This is a genomic window from Halomonas sp. H33-56 (genome assembly GCF_040147035.1).
Lineage (GTDB): Bacteria > Pseudomonadota > Gammaproteobacteria > Pseudomonadales > Halomonadaceae > Halomonas > Halomonas litopenaei.
Window position 1 is genome coordinate 386,356 of sequence record NZ_JAMSHP010000001.1, and the last position, 22,983, is coordinate 409,338.

Below are 22,983 nucleotides of genomic sequence, written 5' to 3' on the forward strand. Positions count from 1 at the left end.
CCATGCTGATGCTTTCCAGAGTCGCCGAAAACCTGTACTGGATGGCCCGCTACATCGAGCGTGCCGAAGATACCGCCCGCCTGATCAACGTCTCCAGTCACCTGATGCTCGACATGCCCTACCGCCAACCGCTGGGATGGGCGGCGATGATCGATATCACCGGGGGCGCCGAGGTGTTCGAGACCCTCTACGACGAGCCCAACGATCGCAACGTGGTGCAGTTCCTGTGTGCCGACCGACGCTACTCCGGCTCGATCCTGTCCGCCCTTGCCCAGGCCCGCGAGAATCTGCGCACCACGCGGGACGTGGTACCGCGGGAGGTCTGGGAAGAAATCAACCAGCTCTACATGACCGCCAGTGCCCACGCTGATGCGGGCCTCGGCCCGGGACGCCGAGAGCGCTTTCTGAAGCTAGTGATTCGCGGCTGTCAGACGTTGATCGGGTTGATCGAGGGCACCCTCAGCTACGGTGGGTCACGGACCTTCATGATGCTCGGGCGCCAGCTCGAACGGGCCGACATGATCACCCGCATCATCGATGTGCGCTCGGCCAACCTGCTGCAGCGTGACAGCGACGAGATTCGTCCGTTCGAGCACCTGCAGTGGATGAGCGTGCTCAAGTCGTTGACGGCCTACCAGATGTATCGACAGCACGTGCGCTGTCGGGTCAGGGCCACCGACGTGCTGCGGTTCCTGGTGCAGGACTCCCTGTTCCCGCGTTCGGTGTCGCGCAGTCTCAAGGACAGCATTCGCGCGCTGCGCTCGCTGCCGCGACATGAGCGCGCCCTGGCCACGGCGACGCTGGTGCTGGCCGATGTGGCCGAGGCCGACGTCCGTGCCCTGGTGCGCTCCCCCGAGGCCCTGCACGACTTTATCGACGTGCTGCAACAGGGCTTTGCCGAGCTGCACACGGCGATCGCCCGCACCTACTTCCCGACCCTCGATGACCTGGGCGATGGCGAGCTACTGGCGGCCAGCGACCAGGCGTGAGACCGGTGGGCCGGGTATGCCCCGGCCCGCCTGCGCTGAGCCACTGCTGAATCTAGCCAAACCGGATCTAGCCAGGCCGGATCTAGCCAAGCCGAATCTTGCCAAGCGTTGCGGCCCCTCTGGAAAGAGGGCCGCATGGTGGTGCTAGGTGGGACGACGGGCGGCTTACTGCTGTCGTCGCGCCGCCAGCACCATGTCGTGGATATAGCAAAGCTTGCAGGCGATGGTCGGGGTGATCACCTCCGGCACCAGGTCGAGCAGCCCCATCTCGCGATTCATCTCGTTGAAGCCGAGACTCAGGCGGCGAAAGGTGGTCAACATCGCTTCGAGGTCCTCGTCGAAGCCGGTGGGGGTGATGCCGAAGTGTCCGGCGGTATCGAGGATGGCGACCATGTCCAGGTAGAAGCCGAAGGTTTCGGCGAAGTCCTCCCAGGGGTGCATGGTGGCGTAGGCCGACACGAAGTGGCCGCGCCAGTCATTCGGTGGTCCCTGCTGATAGTGGCGATCGAGGGCTTCGCTGTAGCTGGGGTTGTTGTGGTCACCGAATACCTCGATGTAGGCCGACTCGTCGCGCCCCTTGATCAACAACTCCCAGTAGTAGTGCCCGATCTCGTGGCGGAAGTGGCCGATCAGGGTACGGTGGGCCTCATTGAAGTCGTTGCGCAGGCGCTCGCGCTCGACGTCGTCGGCTTCCTTGACGTTGATGGTGATGAGTCCGCCGGCGTGACCGGTGAACACCGGCATGCCCTCGTCGCTGGAGTGCCAGTCGCCTTCTGCCGCCACTTCGTCGGCGAGGAAGGCGAAGGCCAGCGGCGGGTTGGCGCGGCGGCCATCTACCTCGTGGGGTAGCCCCAGCAGGTCGAGGGTGTAGAAAAGCCGGCGCTTGGCACTCTCGAGCTTGGCCCAGCGTTCACGATGACCGGGCACCGACAGGTCGGGGATGGCCTGGTTGTGGCGACAGCAGTCACACAGCGTCATGCCACGGTCGGCCTCCTCGCTGGTGATCATGCGGTTGCAGACCCCTTCCACGGAATAGTTGTGGCACTTGACCAGCAGCGTAGCGCAGGTGTCGTCGACGCAGCGGTAGCGACCATCGGGCTGGAGATCGACCGTCACCAGGGCATGGCAACCCGGGCACCAGCCAAGTTCGGAGTGGCATACCAGGCAGAGGGTATTGTCGAAGAACAGGCGGTTGTCACAGCGTTGGCAGGGGTAGTGGCGCATTCGCATGCCCTCGGGCGTGGCCAGTCAGGTGTCGTCGCCAGTATAGCCAGGCTACCGGGCGGGCGGCGGGTCGGTCTCGTCTGGAGTGTGCTGAGGCGACTCGGTGGCGTGGGCCGTGGGCGCTGGCGCCAGCGACTGCGCCAGCGCCAGCACCTGGGCGAGAAATTCCCGCTGGTCGTCGGCGAAGGCCGCCCGCCAGTCACCCTCGTAGATCTCGAAGTGGCCAGTGTCGTAGGTCTTGAGTGTGGCCCGTGATCCCAGTGCTTCGGCCAGCCGGTAGCCGGGGGCGATCGGCGCGACGCTGTCACGCAGGCAAAGTTGCAGCAGCACCGGACAGTGAACCTGGCGGGCCCGGGTGACCGGGCGGTAGAGCCCGAGCGCCAGCAGGGCGCGTGGTGCAATGCGATTGTCGAAGTCGTCATCGGCAAACGACAGGATCCCCGTCAGGGCGTCCGGGGCGGAGAGCGCGGCCAGGGTCCCCGGCTCGCCGGCCAGCGGCAGGTACCGGGGCCCTCGGCCGAGGCAGCCCCTGGCAAGGTCGGCGAGTCCCACCCCGGTCATGCGCAGGAAGGTGCCAAGTCCTGCGTCCTTGAGCTTGAGCAGCGACGAGGCCCGACCGTCGAGCATCGGATTCATGGCGATGACCGCAGCGACATCGTCGCGACGAGCCGCCAGAGTGATGACATGGGCCGACGAGAATGACGTACCCCAAAGCACCAGCGGGAGGGCCGGTGCCCGGCTCCGGGCATAGTCGATGGCGGCCGTGTAGTCCTGTTGCTGGCGCTTGATACCGAGCAGCTGGCGAGGCTCGCCGTCGGAGCGGCCGAAGTGACGATAGTCGAAGACCAGCACGCTGTGGCCGGCGTGATGCAGGGCCTGGGCGTAGCCAACAAGGCCGCCTGCCACCGTTCCACCAAGACCGTGGGCCATGACCACCACCGCACCATCGTCGGCACCTTCGAACCACCAGCCGCGACAGCGAGTATCGTCGCTGTCGAAGGTTACCGCTTCGGCGCAGGACAGCTCGCGGGTGTCGGCACTGTCGAGGGGCAACGGTGTGGCGCTGTTGTTGGGGCTGGCGTCATCACTTTCGCTCATCGGCTGGCCTCCTTCAGGTCGCCATCCAGGCCGTCATCCCGGTCGTCATCGAAGACGGCCAAGGTCATGTAGACGCTGTTGGGATCCTCGACATAGCCGGCGAAGGGCGCACAGGGGGTAAAGCCGTGACGCGTGTAGAACTGGCGAGCCGGAGCGAAGCCCGGCTGTGAGCCGGTCTCCAGGCTCAGCCGGCGATAGCCACGCAGTCTGGCCTCCTCGATCACCTTGTAGAGCATCAAGGAGGCCAGACCCCGGCGAAGGTGGCTTGGTGCCGTGCGCATGGACTTGATCTCGCCGTGGTCGTGGCTGACTTCCTTCAGGGCGACGCAGCCGACCAGATCGTCATCATCCCACAGCCCCCACAGGGTCACCTCCGGCGCCTTCAGTTCATCCAGGGTCAGGGCATGGCGGCTTTCCGGCGGCGAGGTGGGCGCCAGTTTCTTCAGCCCGCGGCGGTGGGCGCGGATCATCGCCGCCATGGCGGGGGCGGCGGGGTCCTCTTGCTGGAAACGCAACATGGCTACCTCGATGCAGTGGTGTCTTCAGGGTACCTCAGGTGGCACGGTTTTCGGACATCGGGTATGCGGGGCACGTCGTCTCGCACAGGAGGTCGCTAACCTTCCCTCGTTGTTCGATGAGATCGTGGTAGATAACGGCACCGGCGAGGTGGCAAGAGTGACGCATCGCTGAAAGTTGGACGCAAGTTGTGCAAGGGTTGAATTCAAGAGGCGGCTTTTGTAGCTTGGGCTCGGGGAGATAGCCTTCTCCTTCAGGGCGGCGCTATACCTCAAATTCAGCCTTGAATGCAGCCTTGAGTTCAGCCTTAGATGCACCTTGGGATGCAGCCTTAGATGCACCCTGTGATGTGGCCTTGAATGCTGCCCTTGATGCAGTCGGTGATATGGCCTTTGACGGTCGGTGACGCCTGTGTGGCGCAGCATTTCTGGGCCGTCGCTGGTGTACAGGTAAGTAGCTGGTGTACAGGTAAGTAGCGCCGCGGGTACGAGTTCGAATCTGAAAGCTGATCAATACCAAGGGAGGGTGATCGGATGGAAGTGCAGACATCGTCCAATCCGCAAACCAAGCATCGCAGCAACCTGGACCCACAAGACCAGCAGCGTTTCGACTGGCAACGTTTCGCCGGGCTCGACAGCGGCCAGGCTCGCGCCACCCGCTACCCGACGCGATTGCCCGAACCGATGGACAGCCTGTGGGTCGACCGCCAGGGCCCGGTGGTCAAGGGCAGCGCCGACCAGGGGCCGCTGAGCCAGCAGCAGCTCGACGAGTTCGAGCAGAAGGGCTTTCTGTTTGAGCCCGGCTTCCTCGGTGGCGAAGAGCTCGCACGCCTTCGCGAAGAGCTCAAGGCATTGCTCGACAACGACGCCTATCGGGGCAAGGACTACAGCATCGTCGAGCCGAGCGGCAAGGAGATCCGCTCGCTGTTCGCCGTGCACTATCTGTCCCGGGTGTTCGCCCACCTGGCCAATGATGAACGTCTGGTCGGCCGCGCTCGCCAGATTCTCGGCGGCGAGAGCTACGTCCACCAGTCGCGCATCAACTACAAGCCGGGCTTCGAGGGCAAGGGCTTCAACTGGCACTCGGACTTCGAGACCTGGCACGCCGAGGACGGCATGCCCGACATGCACGCGGTGAGTGCCTCCATCGTGCTGACCGACAACCACGAGTTCAACGGTCCGCTGATGCTGATTCCCGGCTCCCATCGGGTGTTCGTGCCGTGCATTGGCGAGACGCCGGACAACAACCACGAGAAGTCGCTGCAGAAGCAGGAGATCGGGGTGCCGAGTCAGGAGGCCCTGCGCCAGCTGATCGATCGCAACGGTATCGAGGCGCCCAAGGGCAGCGCTGGTGGGCTGTTGCTGTTCGACTGCAACACGTTGCACGGCTCCAACGCCAACATGTCGCCGGATCCGCGCAGCAACGCCTTCTTCGTCTACAACCGCGTCGACAACCGCTGCGTCGAGCCGTTTGCGGCCAACCGCCGTCGCCCGGATTTCCTGGCCCACGAGCCTGACAGCGATTTCAATCCCTGAGGCGACGGTCGCCACCGCTCGCGATGAGCGCGATGGCTGGGATAGACTCGAAAGGCGCGCCTTGGGCGCGCCTTTTTTGCATGCCACGCGACCCCGTTCGCTGGGCCGTGTCGTTTCCTATCCTTTTCATGCCTTCAGGAGCCTGCCATGTCTCTCGTCCCGAGCTTTGTCGACGGTGACGCCTTCTCCCAGCCACTTGGCAAGGTGGTCTGTGTTGGACGCAACTACGCCGAGCACGCCAAGGAGCTCGACAACCCGGTACCCGACGCACCCTTGCTGTTCATCAAGCCGGCGACCAGTGTGGTGCCCCTGGAAGAGCCGATCGGCGGTCCCTTCGAGCGCTCCGACGTACACTTCGAGACCGAGCTTGCGCTGTTGATCGGCGAGACCCTGCGTGAGGCCACGCCCGAGCAGGCCGAGGCGGCAGTGGTCGGGGTCGGGCTTGCGCTGGACCTGACGTTGCGTGATGTCCAGTCGGCGCTGAAGAAGAAGGGGCATCCGTGGGAGATCGCCAAGGCCTTCGATGGCGCCTGCCCGCTGTCGCGTTTCGTGCCCATCGAGGCGCCGCTCGACTGGTCGGCCATCGAGTTCAGCCTCGACATGAACGGTGAACGTCGCCAGCACGGCGTGGCCCGAGACATGCTGTTCGCGATCCCGGCGCTGCTGTCCGAGATGAGCCAGCACTTCACCCTGGCCCCGGGTGACGTGGTGCTGACCGGCACCCCGGCCGGTGTCGGCAAGCTGGAGAAGGGCGCGAGCCTGGCTTTCGAACTGACACTGCCCAGCGGCCAGCGCCACGCCCTCGAGACCCGCGTGCTCGGTTAACGCTTGGCTAACCCGCAGTCCCGACGCCTTCGGCGTCAGTCCAGCGGCGGCGGCAGCAGCACGAAGTTGCCCACGTGCTGCTTCTCGAGAAAGGCCTGCTGGGCCTCGACGATCTGCGCAAGCGGGAAGGTCCTGGCCAGCAGGGGACGAATCTCGCCGCGCTCGATGTAGCCGATCAGGTCCGGAAATATCGGCTCGTCCCAGGCGGTGGAGCCGATCAGGCGCACGTCCTTGAGGTACAGCTTGCGCATGTCGAGCTCCACCACCGGCCCTGCGATGGCACCGGAGGAGACGTAGCGGCCGCCGCGGTCGAGCACCTCCAGCACCCCGCCAAAGCCCTTGCCGGCGACGTTATCTACCGCGACGTCGATGCTCGACTCGCCGAGGCTGGCCAGCAGGTCATCGTCGCGGTCGAGCAGGTGGTCGGCGCCAAGGGCGCGGATCGCCTCGTGCTTGGCGCTGCCCGCCACCGCCGTGACGTGGGCGCCCCGGCGCTTGGCCAACTGCACCACCGCCGAGCCGACACCTCCCGAGGCACCGGTGACCAGCACCCGGTCGCCGGCGCTGACACCAGCGCGGTGCAGCATGTTCTCTGCGGTGCCGTAGGCGCAGGGGATGGTGGCGAGTTCCTCGTCGCTCCAGTCGCAGTCCACCGGGAACACTTCGCTGGCGGGCACCTTGACGAACTGGGCGAAGGCTCCGTCGAAGTCAGAGGCCATCCACACCGAGTCCCAGTGATCGAAGCCTCTGGTGCGCATGCAGGCGCGTACCAGTACCCGCTTGCCCAGCAGGTCCGCCGTGACCGAGGCGTTGGCACCTTCCTCTTTCGGCGCGCCCAGGGCCACTATCTCGCCACAGCAGTCGGTGCCCTGAATCAATGGAAAGGGAGTGGCGCCATTCCAGCCGCCATCCTCGGAGTCGGCGGCGTTCTCGGCGCTGTCATCGAAGGCGTCCGCCGATGCCCGGGTGTCGCTCTTGACGCTGGCGGAGTACCAGCCGAGCCGGGTATTGATCTCGGTGTTGTTGACGCCGGCGGCGAGCACCCGCAGCAGCACCTCTCCGGGGCCCGGCGTCGGGGTCGGGACTTGTTGATAGCTGAGCTTGTCGTAGCCGCCGTTGCCGGTGGTGACCACCGCCATCATGGTGGGGGGAATGCTGCGCTGTGAGTCTCGGAGCTGTGAGTCTTGGGGGTAGGGGGCCGGGGATGCGATGGCGCTGTCCTCCTGTGGTCAAGATGTGTCTGGCTTGATGCATATCTCGCCACGAGCGTGGGCCAGGCGCAAGAGCTGAAGTCCCCAATAGCAGGCGCCCGGCGATACCTTTAGGCATCGCCGGGCGAAGGCTCACACGGAGTGGGGCGTGCGGGTCGGCTCACTCCAGGTAGGTGTAGCCGTCGAGCCCTTCTGACAGATCATCGAGGAAGTGACGCTGTTCGCGTGGGTCGAGGTTGCTGCGGGTGAGCTGGACCCGGAGCCGTTCGCGCAGCACGTCGGCGTTGAAGTTGACGTAGCCGAGCACGTCGGAGACCCGGTCGCCCCACTGCAGGTTGGTCAGGCGCCAGCCACCGTCGCGATCCAGCGAGGCATCGACGGCGTCGGTGTCGCCGAACAGGTTGTGCAGGTCACCGAGGATCTCCTGGTAGGCGCCGACCATGAAGAACCCGAGCAGGCGCTCGTCGTCTTCGCGCCACTCCGGCAGCGGCAGGGTGGTTTCGACCCCCTGGCCGTCGACGTAGCTGTCGATGCGCCCATCGCTGTCGCAGGTGATGTCCTGAATCACTCCACGGCGGCTTGGGCGACGGTCGAGCCCGGACAGCGGCAGCACCGGGAAGATCTGCTTGATGCCCCAGACGTCGGGCATCGACTGAAACAGCGAGAAGTTGACGAACAGCTTGTCGGCGAGTTTCTCGGCCAGCTCGTCGAGGATCTCGCGGTGGGCGCGATTGCGCGGGTCGAGCTGTGACCTCAGGGCGGCGCAGGCGGCGAAGTAGACGCTCTCGCCCTCGGCGCGGGCGGCCAGATCGGCGGCCCCCAGCACGAAGCGGTCGTGCAGGTCGCCCATGTCCTGGATCAGGTCGTGCCAGGCCTCCACCAGCCCACGCGGTTCCGGCTCGCGCTTGAGGAAGTCCAGGGTGCGCCACAGCGCCTCGACCTCGGGGTCGTCGCTCTTGCGTTCGCTCGGCGGCGCGGTGTCCACGCTTTCCTCGCCGATTACGTTGGTGATCAGCACCGCGTGATGGGCGGTCAGGGCACGGCCGGATTCACTGATCAGATGCGGCTGCGGCAGACCTTCGGCGGCACACACCTGATTGAAGGCGTAGACCACGTTGCGGGCGTACTCGAGCATCGAGTAGTTGATCGAGCAGAAGTTGCGCGAGTGGGTGCCCTCGTAGTCGACGCCAAGTCCACCGCCCACGTCCACGGTGTCCACCGGCGCACCCAGTTGGCGCAGGTACTGGTAGAAGCGCGCGCACTCGCGCAGGCCACGCTGGATATCACCGATGTTGGCGATCTGGGAGCCCAGGTGGAAGTGCACCAGCTGCAGGCTGTCGAGTCGCCCGGCTTCGGTCAGGCGCTCGACCACGGTCAGGATCTGGCCGGCGGTCAGGCCGAACTTGGACTTCTCTCCGCCGGTGTCCTGCCACTTGCCGCGGCCCACCGAGGACAGTCGGGCACGCAGACCGATGCGCGGGGTCACCCCCAGGCGTTCGGCCTCCTCGAGGATCATCGGCAGCTCGGAGAGCTTCTCCACCACCAGATAGACCCGATGGCCGAGCTTCTCGCCCATCAGCGCCAGGCGAATGTACTCGCGATCCTTGTAGCCGTTGCACACGATCAGCGAGGGGCCATCGCCGGACAGCGCCAGCACCGCCAGCAGTTCCGGCTTGCTGCCGGCCTCCAGGCCAACCCGGTCGCGCCCGCGCTCGTTGGTGGCGAGGATCTCTTCCACCACTCGGCGCTGCTGGTTGACCTTGATCGGGTACACCGCGGTGTAGCCGCTCTCGAAGTTTTCCTCGCCCATGGCCTGGTCGAAGGCCGCGCACAGCTGCTCGACCCGGTCGTGCAGGATATCGGTGAAGCGGATCAGCACCGGCAGGCGCAGGCCGGCCTGGCGGATCTGGTCGACCAGGCCACGCAGCGGCAGGCTGGGGCCGGGTTCGACCTCGCCTAGCGGGCGGACCAGTGCCTGTCCGTCCTCGTCCACGTCAAAGTAGCCGCTGCCCCACTGGTCGATGTTCCAGGTGCGGCGGGCGCGTTGCACGGCGGAGTCGGCGTCGGGCTTGTGGCTCACGGGCGGGCCTCGATATCTGGCAAGGGCAGGGCTCCATGTTCCAGGCGCGCAAGCAGGATGCGCCGGAACTGTTCGGGATCGTGGGGAGTCAGGTCGTGGGCCGGCGGGTCAACGTAGACCACCAGCAGGCGAGACAGCCAGTAGCGCAGGGCGGTCAGGCGCAGCATCAGCGGCCACAGTTCGCGCTCGGTGGCGGTCAGCGGGCGTTCGGCCAGGTAGGCCTCGAGCAGAGCGTCGTGGCGCTCGGCTACCAGGCGACCGTCGGCGTCGGTGGCCCAGTCATTGATGACGATGGCCAGGTCGAACAGCAGGTCGCCGGTGCAGCCGTTGTAGAAGTCGATGATGCCACCCAGGCGCTCGCCGTCGAACAGGGTGTTGTCGCGAAACAGGTCGCCGTGCAGGGCGCCCTGGGGCAGCGGCTCCGCGCTTTCCAGCGCGGCCTGATAGGCGTCGACCTCGTCCTGCATCAGCGCCTGGTCCTCGGGCGAGAGGTAGACCAGCACCTTGTGGTGCATGGCCGACAGCCAGTGAATATCGCGAGGATTGGGACGGTGTCCGCCGAAGTGGCGGGAGACACGATGCATCTCGCCGAGCGCCTGCCCCAGCGCCCGGCACTGGGTCACGTCGGGCGCGCTGGGATGGGCGCCCGGCAGGCGCGGAAACAGCAGCGCCGGCCGACCCGCCAGCTCGTGCAGGGCGATACCGTCACGGTCGTGAATCGGCCCGGCCACCGGGATTCGGTGCTCGTCGAGGAAGTCGAGCAGCTCGACGAAGAACGGCAGCTCTTCGTGCTCTCCCTGCTCGAACAGCGTCAGCACCAGTTCGCGACGGTCGGTGGTGACAAAGAAGGTGCTGTTCTCGGTGCCCGCGGGCACGCCCTGCAGCTTCGTCAGTTCGCCGACGTCAAAACGGCTGAGAAAGCCTGCGACCTGTGCGTCGTCAAGCGGAGTGAATACGGCCATGAATCGTCTCGCCCGGGGTTGCCAAGGCGCCTATTGTAGCGACTTGGCACCGAGTTGCACGTGATCTACGGGAGTGGTCTCAGCGGGCTTTCGCGCCGCTTGCCAGACGGGCATCAACAGCTAGGGGACGCAGCGGCGGGCGCGCCGCCCAGGCAGCGGCCTTGGGTCAGCGAACCCAGCCGGGAATCTCGACGTTGCCGCCGCCCTGGCGCTCGAAGTTGCCGTCGCCGTTGCGGTCGACCAGGAAGTAGGCGCTGCCATCCTTGGGCTCGACCTTGATGGCGTACAGCTTGCCGTTGACGCGGTACTCGCGCAGCGTCTGGTTGGCTTCCTGGCGGACGCTGATGTCGGGTTGCGCCTGGGCGAGCACCGGCGCGGCGGCGGCCAGCAGGGCCAGCGACAGCAGGAGGGCGCTCGCAATGCGGGTGATCGTCATGGTGGTCTCCAGGATGGGAGAATGAACGGTTGGTAAAGCAAAGGGAACACTGTTCGATCAGACCATGATACGTCGGCACAGGTTCCCCTCGCAAAGTAAAGGAACAGGGCCGATGCCCCAGGTCGACGCCTGATGGCCGGCACAGGGGGCGGGCGCAGGGGGCGGGCGCAGGGCGGGCCAGGGGCTGACGCAAGGACAGGGCGATGGCCGTGACCGCGTCGAGGGTCGCAAAAGCGTCCGGCAAAAGACGAAAGGGATGCGTATCATGGGTGGCATCGTAGTCATTTATCCTTACAGGGACGCCGATCCATGGCCTCAAGCCCCATCGTTCTCGTCGACGGTTCCTCCTATCTGTACCGTGCCTTCCACGCTCTGCCGCCGCTGACCACCTCCGAGGGTCAGCCCACCGGCGCCATCAAGGGCGTGATCAACATGCTCAAGCGGCTGATCAAGGACTACCCGGACAGTCCCATGGCGGTGATCTTCGACGCCCCGGGCAAGACCTTCCGCGACGAGCTCTACGACCAGTACAAGGCCCAGCGGCCACCGATGCCCGACGACCTGCGCGCTCAGGTGAAGCCGCTGCACGAGTGCGTGCGTGCGCTCGGCCTGCCACTGTTGTGCATCGAGGGGGTCGAGGCCGACGACGTCATCGGCACCCTGGCGAAGATGGCCACCGACGCCGGTCGCGACGCGGTGATTTCCACCGGTGACAAGGACATGGCCCAGCTGGTCAATGGTCATATCACCCTGGTCAACACCATGAAGGGCGAGACCCTCGACGTGGACGGGGTCAAGGACAAGTTCGGCCTGCCGCCGGAGCTGATCATCGACTACCTGGCGCTGATGGGTGACAAGGTCGACAACATCCCTGGAGTCCCCGGAGTGGGCGAGAAGACCGCCATCGGCCTGTTGCAGGGTATGGAAGGCGGGCTCGACGTCATCTACGGCGATCTCGACAAGGTCAAGACGCTGTCGTTTCGTGGCGCCAAGACGCTGCCGAAGAAGCTCGAGGAGCACCGCGACAAGGCCTACCTGTCCTACGAACTGGCGACCATCAAGACCGACTGCGAGCTGGAGCTCGGCCTCGATGATCTGGCCATCGCCGCGCCGGATCGCGAGGCGCTGAAGACGCTGTATCAACGCCTGGAGTTCAAGAACTGGCTGTCGGAGCTGCTGGCCGGCCAGGATGAAGGCGTCGATGACGTCGCCGGTGGTTCCGCCACCCCCGAGGGGGGTAGCGGAGGCGAAGGCGATAACAAGAACAAGGCCCAGGCGACGCCCTCCAGCGAGCGTCAGGATACGGTGATCCTCGAGCAGGCCGAGCTGGACGCCTGGCTTGAGCGACTGGCCGCTGCCGAGGCCTTCTGCTTCGATCTGGAAACCACCAGCCTCAACTACATGGAGGCCGACATCGTCGGTGTCGGCCTGTGCCTGACGCCCGGCGAGGCAGCCTACATTCCGCTGGGCCACGACTATCTCGACGCCCCGGCCCAGCTCGATCGCAAGGCGGTGCTCGAGGCGCTGGCGCCGATCCTGGCCGACGAGGCGATCGCCAAGATCGGCCAGAATCTCAAGTACGATATCTCGGTGCTGGCGCGCTACGACATCCCGGTCAAGGGGCCCTTGGTGGATACCATGCTCGAGTCCTATGTGCTCGACTCCACCGCCACCCGCCACGACATGGACTCGCTGGCGCTCAAGTACCTGGGCGAGGGCACCGTCAAGTTCGAGGACATCGCCGGCAAGGGCGCCAAGCAGCTGACCTTCAACCAGATCGCACTGGAACAGGCCGCGCCCTACGCCTGCGAGGACGTCGACATCACCCTGCGGCTGCACCAGACGCTGCGCCCGCGAGTGGACGAGACTGGCCGCCTGGCCGAGGTCCTCGACGAGCTCGAACGCCCGCTGGTGCGGGTGCTGTCGCGCATGGAGCGCAACGGCGTGGCGCTGGACGCGGAGCTACTGCACACCCAGAGCCGGGAGCTGGGGGAGCGCATTCGCGAGCTCGAGGCCCGCGCCTATGAGCTTGCCGGGCGCGAGTTCAACCTGGGCTCGCCCAAGCAGCTCGGCCAGATCCTGTTCGAGGAGCAGGGCATCCCGGTGATCAAGAAGACCCCCAAGGGCGCGCCCTCCACCGCCGAGGCGGTGCTCGAGGAGCTGGCGCTGGACTACCCGCTGCCCAAGGTGATCATCGAGCATCGCGGCCTGTCCAAGCTGCGCTCGACCTACACCGACAAGCTGCCGAAGCTGGTCAACAAGGCCACCGGCCGGGTCCACACCAGCTACCACCAGGCGGTGACCGCCACCGGGCGGCTGTCGTCTTCCGACCCCAATCTGCAGAATATTCCGATTCGTACCGACGAGGGACGGCGCATCCGCCAGGCCTTCGTGGCACGCCCGGGCTATCGCATCGTGGCGGCGGACTACTCCCAGATCGAGCTGCGCATCATGGCCCACCTGTCCGGCGACAAGGGCCTGCTGTCGGCCTTCGCCGAGGACAAGGACATCCACGCCGCCACCGCCGCCGAGGTGTTCGGGGTGGCCCTGGACAAGGTCAACGGCGAGCAGCGGCGCAGCGCCAAGGCGATCAACTTCGGCCTGATCTACGGCATGAGTGCCTGGGGCCTGGGCCGCCAGCTGCATATCGAGCAGAGCCAGGCCAAGACCTACATCGACCGCTACTTCGATCGTTATCCCGGAGTCGCTCGCTACATGGAGCGCATCCGCGCCCAGGCCGCCGAAGACGGCTACGTCGAGACGGTGTTCGGACGCCGGCTCTACCTGCCGGAGATCCACTCCCAGAACCGTGCCCGTCGCCAGGGCGCCGAGCGTACCGCCATCAACGCACCGATGCAGGGCACCGCGGCGGACATCATCAAGCGCGCGATGATCGATATGGACGCCTGGCTCGCAGACCAGGCCGGCAGCGACGGCTTCGACGCCTGGATGGTGATGCAGGTCCACGACGAACTGGTATTCGAGGTCAGAGAGGACCAGGCCGAGGCCTTCATGGAAGAGGTCAAGACGCGCATGCAGAACGCCGCCAGCCTCGACGTACCGCTGATCGTCGAGGCCGAGTGCGGTGACAACTGGGATGAAGCGCACTGAGGCGTTGCCGCGGATGCTGGAGCGCCGAGTCGGAGCTTCTATCGCCATCGCAGAGGATGACGCAGGCCCAGCCGACCTTGCTCGTCCCAGTCATCCCACCCTGAGAAGGGGATCGTCGACTCCCCTTCCAGGCCCTTGAGCCTGGCCCGCCAGTCGGCCTTGGTGCTTTCGAGGTGCCGGCGGAATGCGGTCTCCTCCTGATAGGCGAGGCCGCCGCCCTGGATGCCGAAGGCGAGCTGTGGTGGCAGCACTTCGAGGCCCAGGTAATACAGGGAACAGTGGAAGGGGTACATCAGCCGAACAATGTCTCCCGCTCTGCCGGCGGGCTCGAAGGCCTCCGCCGGCGATCCTGTCGTCACCGCGCAGATGGCGCGTTTGCCCTTGAGTCGCCCGTGATCATAGCGGCGACTTCCAGAGTACATCCCTCCGTACACCATCACGCGATCGAACCAGCCCTTGAGCATGGCCGGTGGTCCATGCCACCACAGTGGAAACTGAAAAATCACCAGCTCTGCCTGTTCCAGCCGTTGGATTTCTCTTGCCACGTCGTCGGGAAGTTGTCCGCCTTCGAAGGCGTGGCGTTGCTCCGTCAGTGCGTTAAATACCTGCGAATCCTGGCGATTGCGATAGTGGCGAGGGTGTTCAATGGCATCGAAGCCTTCAGCGTACAGGTCGCTGATGACCACCCGATGGCCCTGGGAGATCAGAGTGTCGGCGGTGATGACGGTCAAGGCGCCGTTCAAGGATTGGGGTTCAGGGTGACAGTGAACGATCAGGACATTCATGGTCGACTCCGTTGCGGTGGGTGTGGTTCAGGCTATGCCTTACACTTGTGCAACGAAATTCCCTATTCTTGTCAGTAGGCATTGCAAAAATGAACAGTTGGGACGACTTGAGGACGGTGCTCGAGATTTCGCGCTCGGGCTCTCTCTCAGGGGCGGCACGCCAGCTTGGCGTCAGCCACGCCACCGTGTTTCGGCGCCTGCGAAACATCGAGCGGCGCCTGGGCGTGCTGTTGTTCGAGCGCTCACCCGGTGGTTACCAGCCCACCTTGGCAGGGGAAGAGATGGCGCAGGCGGCAGCGCGCGTGCACCAGGAGGTAGAAGGGGTGGCGCGCCGCATCCAGGGGCGGGATCAACGGCTGGAGGGCGTCATTCGCGTCACCCTGACAGACTCCTTGCTGCAGGGGCTGTTGATGCCGGTGTTTGAGGCGTTCCAGCAACGCCATCCCGCCATCGTGCTTGATGTCTCGGTCTCCAATGCCCTCTATGATCTGGCCGCTCGCGACGCCGAGGTGGCGATTCGGCCCTCCAACCAGCCACCCGAGACGTTGGTCGGTCGGCGAGTCGGTTCGATCCGCCAGGCGATCTACGTGGCTCGCGATGGCGACATCTCCGAGCCGGGCGACATCACCGCCTGGATTGATCAGGGACAGCGCCCCGACGATGCGGCGCTGGCGGCTTGGATGGAAGACAAGGTCGAACGAGCCATGGTCCGCTTCCGTTGCGATAGCCTGCTGGGGCGGCAGCAGGCCGCCAGGCGTGGCTTGGGGGCGGTGGTGCTTCCTCGTTATCTGGGCGATGCTGATGTCGGCTTGAAACAGGTGGGAGATGAGTTGGAGGCGTTGGCGGTCGACCTGTGGCTGTTGGCCCACCAGGACATGCGTCAGGTCGTGCGTATACGCTTGTTTATCGACTTTCTTGCTGAGTCGCTCAGGGCGAGGTTGGCGCCCGGGGCGGCAGACCCAAAGCGCTAGGCCAAGCCTTGGTACCCGCCGTAGGGTACCGCTACGACTTTGGACAAGCCCCACCGGCCGCGAAACAAGGAGAGCGACCATGACGACAACACCGGTACGCCCGCAGATACTCGCCTTCGATATCTTCGGCACCGTGGTCGACTGGCATGGCAGTATCGCCCGGGAGGTCGAGGCGCTCGGTTTGCTCACGTCGCCAGGCGCAGCGGCATCGATGACGCCCGCGGACTTTGCCCGAGCCTGGCGCGCGGGCTATCGGCCGGCCATGGACAGGGTGATGTCCGGCGAGCTTGGCTGGACGCGTATCGACGACTTGCATCGGATGATTCTCGATGAGCTGCTCGATCGCCACGGGCTGGCACTGGACGAGGCGGGCAGGGCCCATCTCAACCGCGCCTGGCATCGTCTGGCGCCCTGGCCCGACAGCGTCGAGGGGCTGTCACGGCTCAAGCGCGGCTATACCCTGTGCACCCTGTCCAATGGCAACCTGGGGCTGCTCGCCAATATGGCCAAGCACGCCGGCCTGCCCTGGGACCTGATCCTGTCCGCCGAGGTCTTTCGCGCCTACAAGCCCCATCCCGACACCTACCTGGGAGTGGCCGAGGTCTTCGAGGTGGCCCCCGAGGAGGTGATGCTGGTGGCCGCCCACCAGGACGACCTCGACGCCGCCCGCCGCTGCGGCCTCAAGACCGCCTACATCGAGCGTCCCCATGAGTTCGGCGAAGACGCCCCCAAGGCGGTGGAAGGTTCGCCCGACAACGATCTCCACTGCACCTCGTTGATCGATCTGGCCGATCGTCTGGGCGCCTAGTGTCATCGCTATCCAGTCGTGGCGTGGGCGCTGACAGCGCCCGATGGCGGCAAGTGCGGCACCAGGTCGATGGTGCCGAAGGACTCGAGCGAGACCCACACCACGAAGGCCGCGTAGACCACCAGCAGACAGATCGACTCGCGCCGCGACAGGACCATTTGGGTGCGCATCATCAGAAACAGCAGCACCGTGGCGAAGGTCAGCGCGGCCATCATCGGCGCCGCCAGCGAGAAGTCGATCACCGCGGTACCGGCGATCAGCACGCCTGCCGGGATGCACACCAGCAGGTCGAAGGTGTTGCTGCCTAGCACATTGGCGATGCTGGTGACGCCGCGTCCCTGGCGTGCGGCGCGGATGGAGACGAAGGCATCGGGAATCGAGGTGCCGGCCGCAACCACGGTGATGCCCCACAGGAAGCTCGGGGTGCCGAAGATCTCGCCGAAGTTGATCGCCGCGCGCACCAGCCCCTCGACGCCGATCACGATGACCACCAGCGACAGCGCCAGTCGCCCCCACTCTCGTCCCGGGCGGATGTCGCTGACGTCCTCGTCGGATTCATGATCCAGAGTGTCCTGGTACTGCACAAATAGGTAGAGCCCGTACAGGGCGACCGGCATCAAGGCCAGCCAGCGGGTCATCTCGCCCTGGATGCTGCCGCCCTGGGGCGAGGTCTCCACCGGGTGGTAGATGGCGGCGAAGGCGAAGGTCAGGGTCAGCACCGCCACCGCGATCATGTAGAACTGGGCTTCCTTGTAGACCAGGTCGCGATTGGCCTGAAGCGGTGACTTCGAGGCCAGCCCGCTGAGCCCGGGAATCACCAGAATATTGAACAGCGCCGAGCCGACGATGGCCGCCACACCGAGCTCGAACTCGCCGTGGACCAGGGTCGAGATGACGGTGGTGGACAGCTCCGGGAAGCTCGAGCCTACCGCCACCACGATGGCGCCCTGAACGATTTCCGGCAGCCGGTAGTAGGCCGACAGGCGCTGGCTCGAGCGTTCGAGCAGACCGCTGCCCTTCCAGATGATGGCGGTGGCGATGATGGCGACCAGCGTCCAGAGCAAGATGGCGGACATTCCCTATCCTTGAGCGAGAGGTGGCCCTGTCAGCTTAGCCGTCTTGATCGCTCGCGCAAAAGACAGACGCTGGCTATCGCGGCACCATCAGGAACAGCCCGGAGAGTAGCGCAAACAACAGGACCCCCTGACGCAGGCGCTTGGCATCCAGACGCTGGTGCATGATTCGGCTCAAGACGGTACCGATCAGCAGAGGAGGAAGAAGAGCGAGCGCCCACCACAGCTGTGTCTGTTGCACGGCACCTGCCATGGCGAGAATCAACAGTGACAGCACTTCGCCGACCACGAAGCAACAGGCAATGGTGGAGCGTAGCTCGGGACCCGGTCGATGCTGGTAGAGCAGGGCCAGGGGAGGGCCACCGACCCCGGTGGCGGTTTCGGTGACACCGGTGATGGCACCCACCGTGAGGCAGGCGCCGGTGCCCGGTCGAAACACCGGAGCAAAGAGGGCGACCAGCACCGCGAGCACGGTGGACGCTCCGATCAACTGGTTGAGCCCCTGAGTGCTCAGCACCATCAACACCGCGAGCCCGGCCAGGGTGCCTGGCAATCGTCCAGCGCTGATCCAGGCGCTGCCGCGCCAATCGATGGCCTCGCGCTCGCGCAGCGCCACCAGCAGATTCAGCGGAAGCATCAGGACCAGCAATGCCACCGGCAGCAGAGTCGGTGCCAGAATTCCCAGCACCGGGGCCACAATCAGCGCGAAACCGATACCGATGGCTCCCTGGACGAAGGACGCCAGCAGGGTGGCTACGGCGGCGATCGCATAGGTAGTGGTCGTCAGCATCGGGGCTCCCCATTGCCTCGCTGCCTTGAGGGCGTCGCTTCACCAGCTTTTCCATGGCGCTCGCGATGCACCTCGGAGGTCGGGTGGACCCGCTGGATCGGTGCCTTGTTGATGGCGGCGGGAGCCACCTCGCGGACTTCAGCAAGCAGTGCCCGTGCGTCCCAGTCCACTGGCCAGCCTTGCCAGAGTCTCAGTCGGCCAGCGGTGAACACGGCTTCGATCTGATCTCGATTGCCGTAGCGCACAAGTTCCCAGGGCCGGTCCCAGGAAGGCGTCATCTCAGGCACCTCGAGATCCACCAGCAGGAAGTCGGCGGCTTTATCCACAGTGATGTCGCCGGTGATACTGCCAAGCCCGCAGCACTCGGCGCTGCCCTGGGTAGCGTGTTCCAGCCAGCGCCAGCCACCGCCGCAGGAGCTGTCGCCGGTAGCCAGACCGAAGGCCATTCGCTGGCTGGTCTCGGCCGCATCCATCAGGCGAAAGCCATCACTGCGGGTACCGTCTGTACCGAGCCCGAAACGGATACCAAGCGCCGCCATCTGCAGGGCGGGCGCCACCGCGTTGCCTTTCCAGCTGCTGGCGACCGGATTGAAGGCCACCGCGGTATCGGTATCTCGCAGCAGATTGAGCTCGTCTGGCGTGACCAGGGTGGCGTGGGCGATCAGGGTCTGTGGGCCGAGTGCGCCCACCGCGTGCAGATGCTCCAGAGGCCGCTGTGAGCGCGTTACCAGAGAACGTTCGACCGCCTGGAGGTGCTCGTTGACGTGGCTCTGGAAGATCGCTCCCTTGTCGCGGCATAGCGTGGCGACGTCATTGAGCATATCGTCGCTGGCCGCTTCGGGAATGGAAATTGCCAGGGATGGATGGATCAACGCGTGGTCGCGGTAGTCCGCCAGGTGGGCCACGGCACGGTCGAGAATGGCGCTGCGTTGCTGGGGCGAACCGCTACCGCCCCGATCATTGCAGATCATGCCGAGCACGCAGCGAAGCCCGCTTTCTTCGGCCGCCTTGGCGAGTGCGCCGATTTCCCCCGCACTGCGGGTACCCGCGTCCACCGCAGTGGTAAAGCCTCCGCGCAAGGCCTCGAGCGCCGCCAGTTTGGACGACAAGTGAAGCAGTCGCTCGTCCAGGCTGGATTCCAGAGGCACCCAGATGCGTCGAAAGATTTCGGAGGGTTCCCCGAACACCAGCGACTTGCCCAGTGACTGGGTCAGATGATGGTGGCTGTCGACGAACCCCGGCATCATCAGGTGTCCCGGCAGGTCGATCGGGGACAACGTCGGATGACGGGCGACCAGGGCTTCCTTGGGTCCGATATCGATGAAGCGCCCGGCGCTCGTCACGACTCCCATGTCACGCTGAATGCTTCCATTCGCAAGCAGTTCGCCAGGGCACAGCAGCAGCTCGCTGGCCGAGAGTCGCTGGCGCAGTTGCTGATCGAGCGTCATGAATCTGTCTCCGGAGCTTCGGTGTGGGAGGGCTGGGTCTCGCGGGCGCTGTTGCCGCTGCCCAGGTGGTAGAAGGCCAGGTTGACGATCACCGCGGTGAGAGTGCCCATGGCCAGTCCATTACCCAGGATGATCTGCAGGTGGGTCGGGAAGGCAGAGTAGAAGCCCGGTACAACGATCGGCAGCAGACCCATGGCCAGCGCCGAGGCCAGCGTGAAGAGGTTGCCGTGCTCATTGAAGTCGACGCGGCGCAGGATATTGATGCCCATGACCCCGATAATGGCGAAGACGATGACGGCGGTGCCGGCCACCACCGGTGTCGGCAGGGTGGCGGCCAGTCGGCCCAGAGGTGCCAGCATGGCCAGCAGGATCAGCAGACAGCCGGCGGCGATGGTGACATAGCGCGAGCGCACGCCAGTGGCCCGGATGATGCCGATATTCTCGCCGCTGGTGATGATCAGCGAGGTGCCGAGGCAGCCGCCGAACAGCGAGCCCAGGGCGTCGGCGCGAATGTTTCTGGGAACCAGGGCCTTGGCATCGCCTCGCTTGCCGACGATTTCGGCGGTGGCCATGGTCTGGCCGGTGGCCTCGGTCATCGACACCACGCTGAAGATGATCAGCGGCAGGGACGCCAGCAGGTCGAACTTGGGCATGCCGAAAGGAAAGAGTTGGGGCAGGGCGATCAAGGGGCCATCGAGGATGCCCGCCACGCTGAGGTGACCGAAGGCTGCCGCGATCAGCGCACCCATGACAAGCCCGATCATCACCGAGATGCGACGCAGGGCGCCGGTAAACACTCTGGCACTGATGACGATGCAGGCGATGGTGGCCAGCGCCAGCAGAATGGTCGAAGGAGCGGCGAAGTCGGGGCTGTCAGGACGCCCGGCGATCAGGCCACCGAAGATCTTGACCAGGTTGATGGCCACCAGCAGCAGCATGGTGCCGATCACGATGGGGGGAAGAAGCGGAGAACTCGGGTGAAGAAGGGTAGTGCCAGGAAGTAGAACAAGGCGGTCAGAATCACCGCACCGGTGGCGGTCTGGATATCGGTGGCCTGGGCGATCGCCAGAAAGATGACGATGGGGGCACCGCCAGGGACCTGCACGAACGGGAGTCTCGCGCCGAAGCCCAGAACCCCGATGGATTGCAGCAGGGTGCCGAGGCCACAGGCGAGGAAGGTGGCGCTCATCAGCGGTACCGTGACGTCAGGCCCGAAGCCCAGCGCCTGGCCGACCAGGAAGACCGCCGTGATCGGTGCGGCTGCCATCACCAGTACGTGCTGCAAGCCGTAGAGGATGGCAGCCTTCAGTGGCAGCCGTTCGTCCACCGGATCGACGGAATCGGTGCGAAGAGGAGAAGACATGGGTGGCCTCATTGTTGTTGTCGTTCAAGACTGTGCGTCCAGGTGTTTGCCGAACCGCGTTTCTTCTGCGGGTTTCAGAGGAAAGCTAGCGCTGAGTCAGTGTGCGCGTCTATCATCGTTTTTCGTGAGATGTGTTGCCGAAATGGCAACGATTAGTGAGCCAGCCATGGTCTGACGAATCAGGAGACTCCGCGTGCCCTTGATGACCACCGCGCTACGCTATTTCGATGAGGTTGCCCGACAAGGGTCGATCCGCAGGGCCGCAGACCACCTCCATGTGGCGGCCTCGGCGGTCAATCGCCAGATCCTCAAGCTGGAGGACGAGCTTGGCGTACCGCTGTTTGAGCGGCTTCCCCGCGGCCTGCGCCTGTCCTCGGCGGGCGAGCTGCTGGTCTATCAGGTGCGACAGTGGCAGCGGGACGAACGTCAGCTGCTGGGGGTGCTGGACGATATCCGTGGCACCGGTACCAGTGAGGTGCGGGTCGCGTCGGTGGAGTCAGTGACCGACCGCCTGCTGCCGGTGACCATTCGGCGCTTCATGGAGCGCTATCCTCGTGTGCGTTTCGACCTGTCCACCGATCTTACCGACCCCATCATCGACGCTATCCTGTCGGGAGAAGCTGACATCGGACTTTGCATCAATCCGCCGTCCAATCCGCGCCTGCGTACCCTGCGACGGCTCGAATTGCGTTTCGGGGCGGTCATGGCGCCGTGGCACTCTCTGGCCAAGGCGAGCGAGCTTCGCCTCAAGGATTTCGAGAACGTCCCGGTCATCTTGCCGGACCAGGCAATGTTTCGTGGCTCTACTCTGGAACGCGCGCTGTCCACTCAGGACGTGCGACTCTCCGCCGTTGCCGCGTGTGGCCGCATCCTGAGCATGAAGTCGCTCGCCAGAGAGGGCGTGGGCGTGGCGTTTCTCAATCCGCTGGATGTGACTCGTGAACTGGCCGAGGGGGAGCTTGTCTTTGTGCCTTTGCGGGATCGTGGTATCGCTGCGGCACAGTTGGAAATGTGTGTGGCCAAGGATCGGCCGCTGCCTCTGGCCATCGCCGTATTCGCCGAAATGCTGGATGAGGCGCTGAAGGAACTGGATGTCGCCACCACCGTCTAGTCACTCGCGTCACGCGAAGTAGGTCTTCAGACTGCCGAGATGGCACTGCGGGTGCTATGGTGTCGGTCATGGATTGCTTATCTGGTCGTGGTTGCCACGGCCTCACTGCCGGAGACAAGGATATGACACGGGGAAAGATGGGATGGGCCGCTGTGGCCATGCTGACACTGGCTGGCTGTGCGTCGACCTCACAACCGCAGACGGCGGCCGAGATGTTCGACTGCGACGCCCTCAATCAGGCCGTGGCCAGTGCCGACAATGATTTCACCGACATCAAGGGACGCTTCGACGACACTCGGCTGACCCGCAGCTGGGAAACCGATGTCCAGGCCTTCCACGACTCCTGTCTGATCACCTCGGCGCAGCGCCCGGATCACTACTCCTGTTTCGGACGGATGGACAGTGACGACCCACGTGGTGCCCTGGTGGCCGGTGGTGAGGCCCTTGGCCAGTGCCTGGGCAGTGACTGGACCTCCACCCGCGAGACGTCCGATCGTCTGGTCTTCTCCCGGGCCGGCAGCGACACCACCGTGACGCTGGAAACCTTCCTCAACGACCGCGGCCGCCGTATGGGCAGCCTGGATGTCTGGCAGCACCCGGATGATCTGCGTCTGGAGTCCACCGACGGCTGACTGCCGCTGTTGGAC

At 65.1% G+C, this 22,983-nt stretch carries 19 protein-coding genes and 1 pseudogene; 8 read left to right on the forward strand and 12 right to left on the reverse strand.

The features are described 5' to 3' along the window. The first annotated feature begins 2 nt into the window (after positions 1-2). A complete protein-coding gene (locus NFH98_RS01760) occupies positions 3-989 on the forward strand; it encodes an alpha-E domain-containing protein (protein WP_349622135.1) in 987 nt (328 codons plus the stop codon). Positions 990-1,154: 165 nt separating this feature from the next. Here the strand turns inward: NFH98_RS01760 and NFH98_RS01765 are convergent, their stop codons facing one another. From NFH98_RS01765 to NFH98_RS01775, 3 genes are read right to left on the reverse strand one after another with little or no spacing between them, the layout of a single operon-like run. Next, the gene (locus NFH98_RS01765) at positions 1,155-2,213 is read right to left on the reverse strand and encodes a zinc-binding metallopeptidase family protein (protein WP_349622136.1); all 1,059 of its coding nucleotides are present in this window, start codon (positions 2,211-2,213) and stop codon (positions 1,155-1,157) included. A 51-nt stretch (positions 2,214-2,264) separates the two neighbouring features. Further along, a complete protein-coding gene (locus tag NFH98_RS01770; RefSeq protein WP_349622137.1) occupies positions 2,265-3,311 on the reverse strand; it encodes an alpha/beta hydrolase in 1,047 nt (348 codons plus the stop codon). Beyond that, positions 3,308-3,829: a GNAT family N-acetyltransferase gene (locus NFH98_RS01775; RefSeq protein WP_349622138.1), complete on the reverse strand. Its 522-nt coding sequence runs from the start codon at positions 3,827-3,829 to the stop codon at positions 3,308-3,310. The genes NFH98_RS01770 and NFH98_RS01775 overlap by 4 nt, the downstream gene beginning before the upstream one ends. Positions 3,830-4,360: 531 nt before the next feature. Here NFH98_RS01775 and thpD point away from each other — a divergent pair. Both thpD and NFH98_RS01785 read left to right on the forward strand, forming a co-directional pair. After that, a complete protein-coding gene (gene thpD, locus NFH98_RS01780; protein ID WP_349622139.1) occupies positions 4,361-5,362 on the forward strand; it encodes an ectoine hydroxylase in 1,002 nt (333 codons plus the stop codon). 147 nt (positions 5,363-5,509) lie between these two features. Further along, complete coding sequence (locus NFH98_RS01785; protein ID WP_045992624.1) at positions 5,510-6,187, forward strand: fumarylacetoacetate hydrolase family protein; 678 nt, start codon at positions 5,510-5,512, stop codon at positions 6,185-6,187. A 35-nt stretch (positions 6,188-6,222) separates the two neighbouring features. Here NFH98_RS01785 and NFH98_RS01790 read toward each other — a convergent pair whose 3' ends face one another. The 4 genes from NFH98_RS01790 to NFH98_RS01805 all read right to left on the reverse strand — a co-directional run bounded on the left by NFH98_RS01790 (position 6,223) and on the right by NFH98_RS01805 (position 10,876). After that, positions 6,223-7,329 carry an alcohol dehydrogenase family protein gene (locus tag NFH98_RS01790; protein WP_348827483.1) on the reverse strand — a complete coding sequence of 369 codons (1,107 nt, stop codon included), beginning with the start codon at positions 7,327-7,329 and terminating at the stop codon, positions 6,223-6,225. Between the two features lie 229 nt (positions 7,330-7,558). After that, a complete protein-coding gene (gene speA / locus NFH98_RS01795) occupies positions 7,559-9,478 on the reverse strand; it encodes a biosynthetic arginine decarboxylase (RefSeq protein WP_124805006.1) in 1,920 nt (639 codons plus the stop codon). Next, complete coding sequence (locus NFH98_RS01800) at positions 9,475-10,440, reverse strand: homoserine kinase (protein WP_045992627.1); 966 nt, start codon at positions 10,438-10,440, stop codon at positions 9,475-9,477. Before NFH98_RS01800 ends, speA begins: the two co-directional genes overlap by 4 nt. Positions 10,441-10,606: 166 nt before the next feature. Then, the gene (locus tag NFH98_RS01805; protein ID WP_108131126.1) at positions 10,607-10,876 is read right to left on the reverse strand and encodes a DUF2782 domain-containing protein; all 270 of its coding nucleotides are present in this window, start codon (positions 10,874-10,876) and stop codon (positions 10,607-10,609) included. A gap of 309 nt (positions 10,877-11,185) precedes the next feature. Here NFH98_RS01805 and polA point away from each other — a divergent pair, with 309 nt between their 5' ends. Continuing rightward, positions 11,186-13,987, forward strand: a complete 2,802-nt coding sequence (polA, locus tag NFH98_RS01810) for a DNA polymerase I (protein WP_348827484.1) — start codon at positions 11,186-11,188, stop codon at positions 13,985-13,987. Positions 13,988-14,025: 38 nt separating this feature from the next. On the opposite strand, the gene NFH98_RS01815 is transcribed toward polA, so the two are convergent. Then, positions 14,026-14,772 carry an NAD(P)H-dependent oxidoreductase gene (locus NFH98_RS01815; protein WP_348827485.1) on the reverse strand — a complete coding sequence of 249 codons (747 nt, stop codon included), beginning with the start codon at positions 14,770-14,772 and terminating at the stop codon, positions 14,026-14,028. An 89-nt stretch (positions 14,773-14,861) separates the two neighbouring features. On the opposite strand from NFH98_RS01815, the gene NFH98_RS01820 reads away from it, so the two are divergent. Both NFH98_RS01820 and NFH98_RS01825 read left to right on the forward strand, forming a co-directional pair. Then, complete coding sequence (locus NFH98_RS01820) at positions 14,862-15,743, forward strand: LysR family transcriptional regulator (protein ID WP_348827486.1); 882 nt, start codon at positions 14,862-14,864, stop codon at positions 15,741-15,743. 79 nt (positions 15,744-15,822) lie between these two features. Next, the gene (locus NFH98_RS01825; protein WP_213229964.1) at positions 15,823-16,551 is read left to right on the forward strand and encodes a haloacid dehalogenase type II; all 729 of its coding nucleotides are present in this window, start codon (positions 15,823-15,825) and stop codon (positions 16,549-16,551) included. 8 nt (positions 16,552-16,559) lie between these two features. Here NFH98_RS01825 and NFH98_RS01830 read toward each other — a convergent pair whose 3' ends face one another. The 4 genes and pseudogenes from NFH98_RS01830 to NFH98_RS01845 form a co-directional block, all read right to left on the reverse strand. Further along, a complete protein-coding gene (locus NFH98_RS01830; protein WP_348827487.1) occupies positions 16,560-17,627 on the reverse strand; it encodes a sodium:calcium antiporter in 1,068 nt (355 codons plus the stop codon). A 73-nt stretch (positions 17,628-17,700) separates the two neighbouring features. Then, entirely contained in the window at positions 17,701-18,414 is a 714-nt protein-coding gene (locus NFH98_RS01835; protein WP_197037042.1) for a sulfite exporter TauE/SafE family protein, read from the reverse strand. Further along, positions 18,408-19,862, reverse strand: a complete 1,455-nt coding sequence (locus NFH98_RS01840; protein ID WP_348827488.1) for an amidohydrolase family protein — start codon at positions 19,860-19,862, stop codon at positions 18,408-18,410. Before NFH98_RS01840 ends, NFH98_RS01835 begins: the two co-directional genes overlap by 7 nt. Continuing rightward, positions 19,859-21,237 (reverse strand): annotated as a pseudogene (locus NFH98_RS01845) (uracil-xanthine permease family protein). The gene NFH98_RS01840 and the pseudogene NFH98_RS01845 overlap by 4 nt, the downstream one beginning before the upstream one ends. Before the next feature lie 190 nt (positions 21,238-21,427). Here NFH98_RS01845 and NFH98_RS01855 point away from each other — a divergent pair. Together NFH98_RS01855 and NFH98_RS01860 are read left to right on the forward strand one after the other, a co-directional pair. Further along, positions 21,428-22,336: a LysR family transcriptional regulator gene (locus NFH98_RS01855; protein WP_348828111.1), complete on the forward strand. Its 909-nt coding sequence runs from the start codon at positions 21,428-21,430 to the stop codon at positions 22,334-22,336. A gap of 122 nt (positions 22,337-22,458) precedes the next feature. Further along, positions 22,459-22,968: a hypothetical protein gene (locus NFH98_RS01860; RefSeq protein ID WP_146164618.1), complete on the forward strand. Its 510-nt coding sequence runs from the start codon at positions 22,459-22,461 to the stop codon at positions 22,966-22,968. Positions 22,969-22,983: the final 15 nt, after the last annotated feature.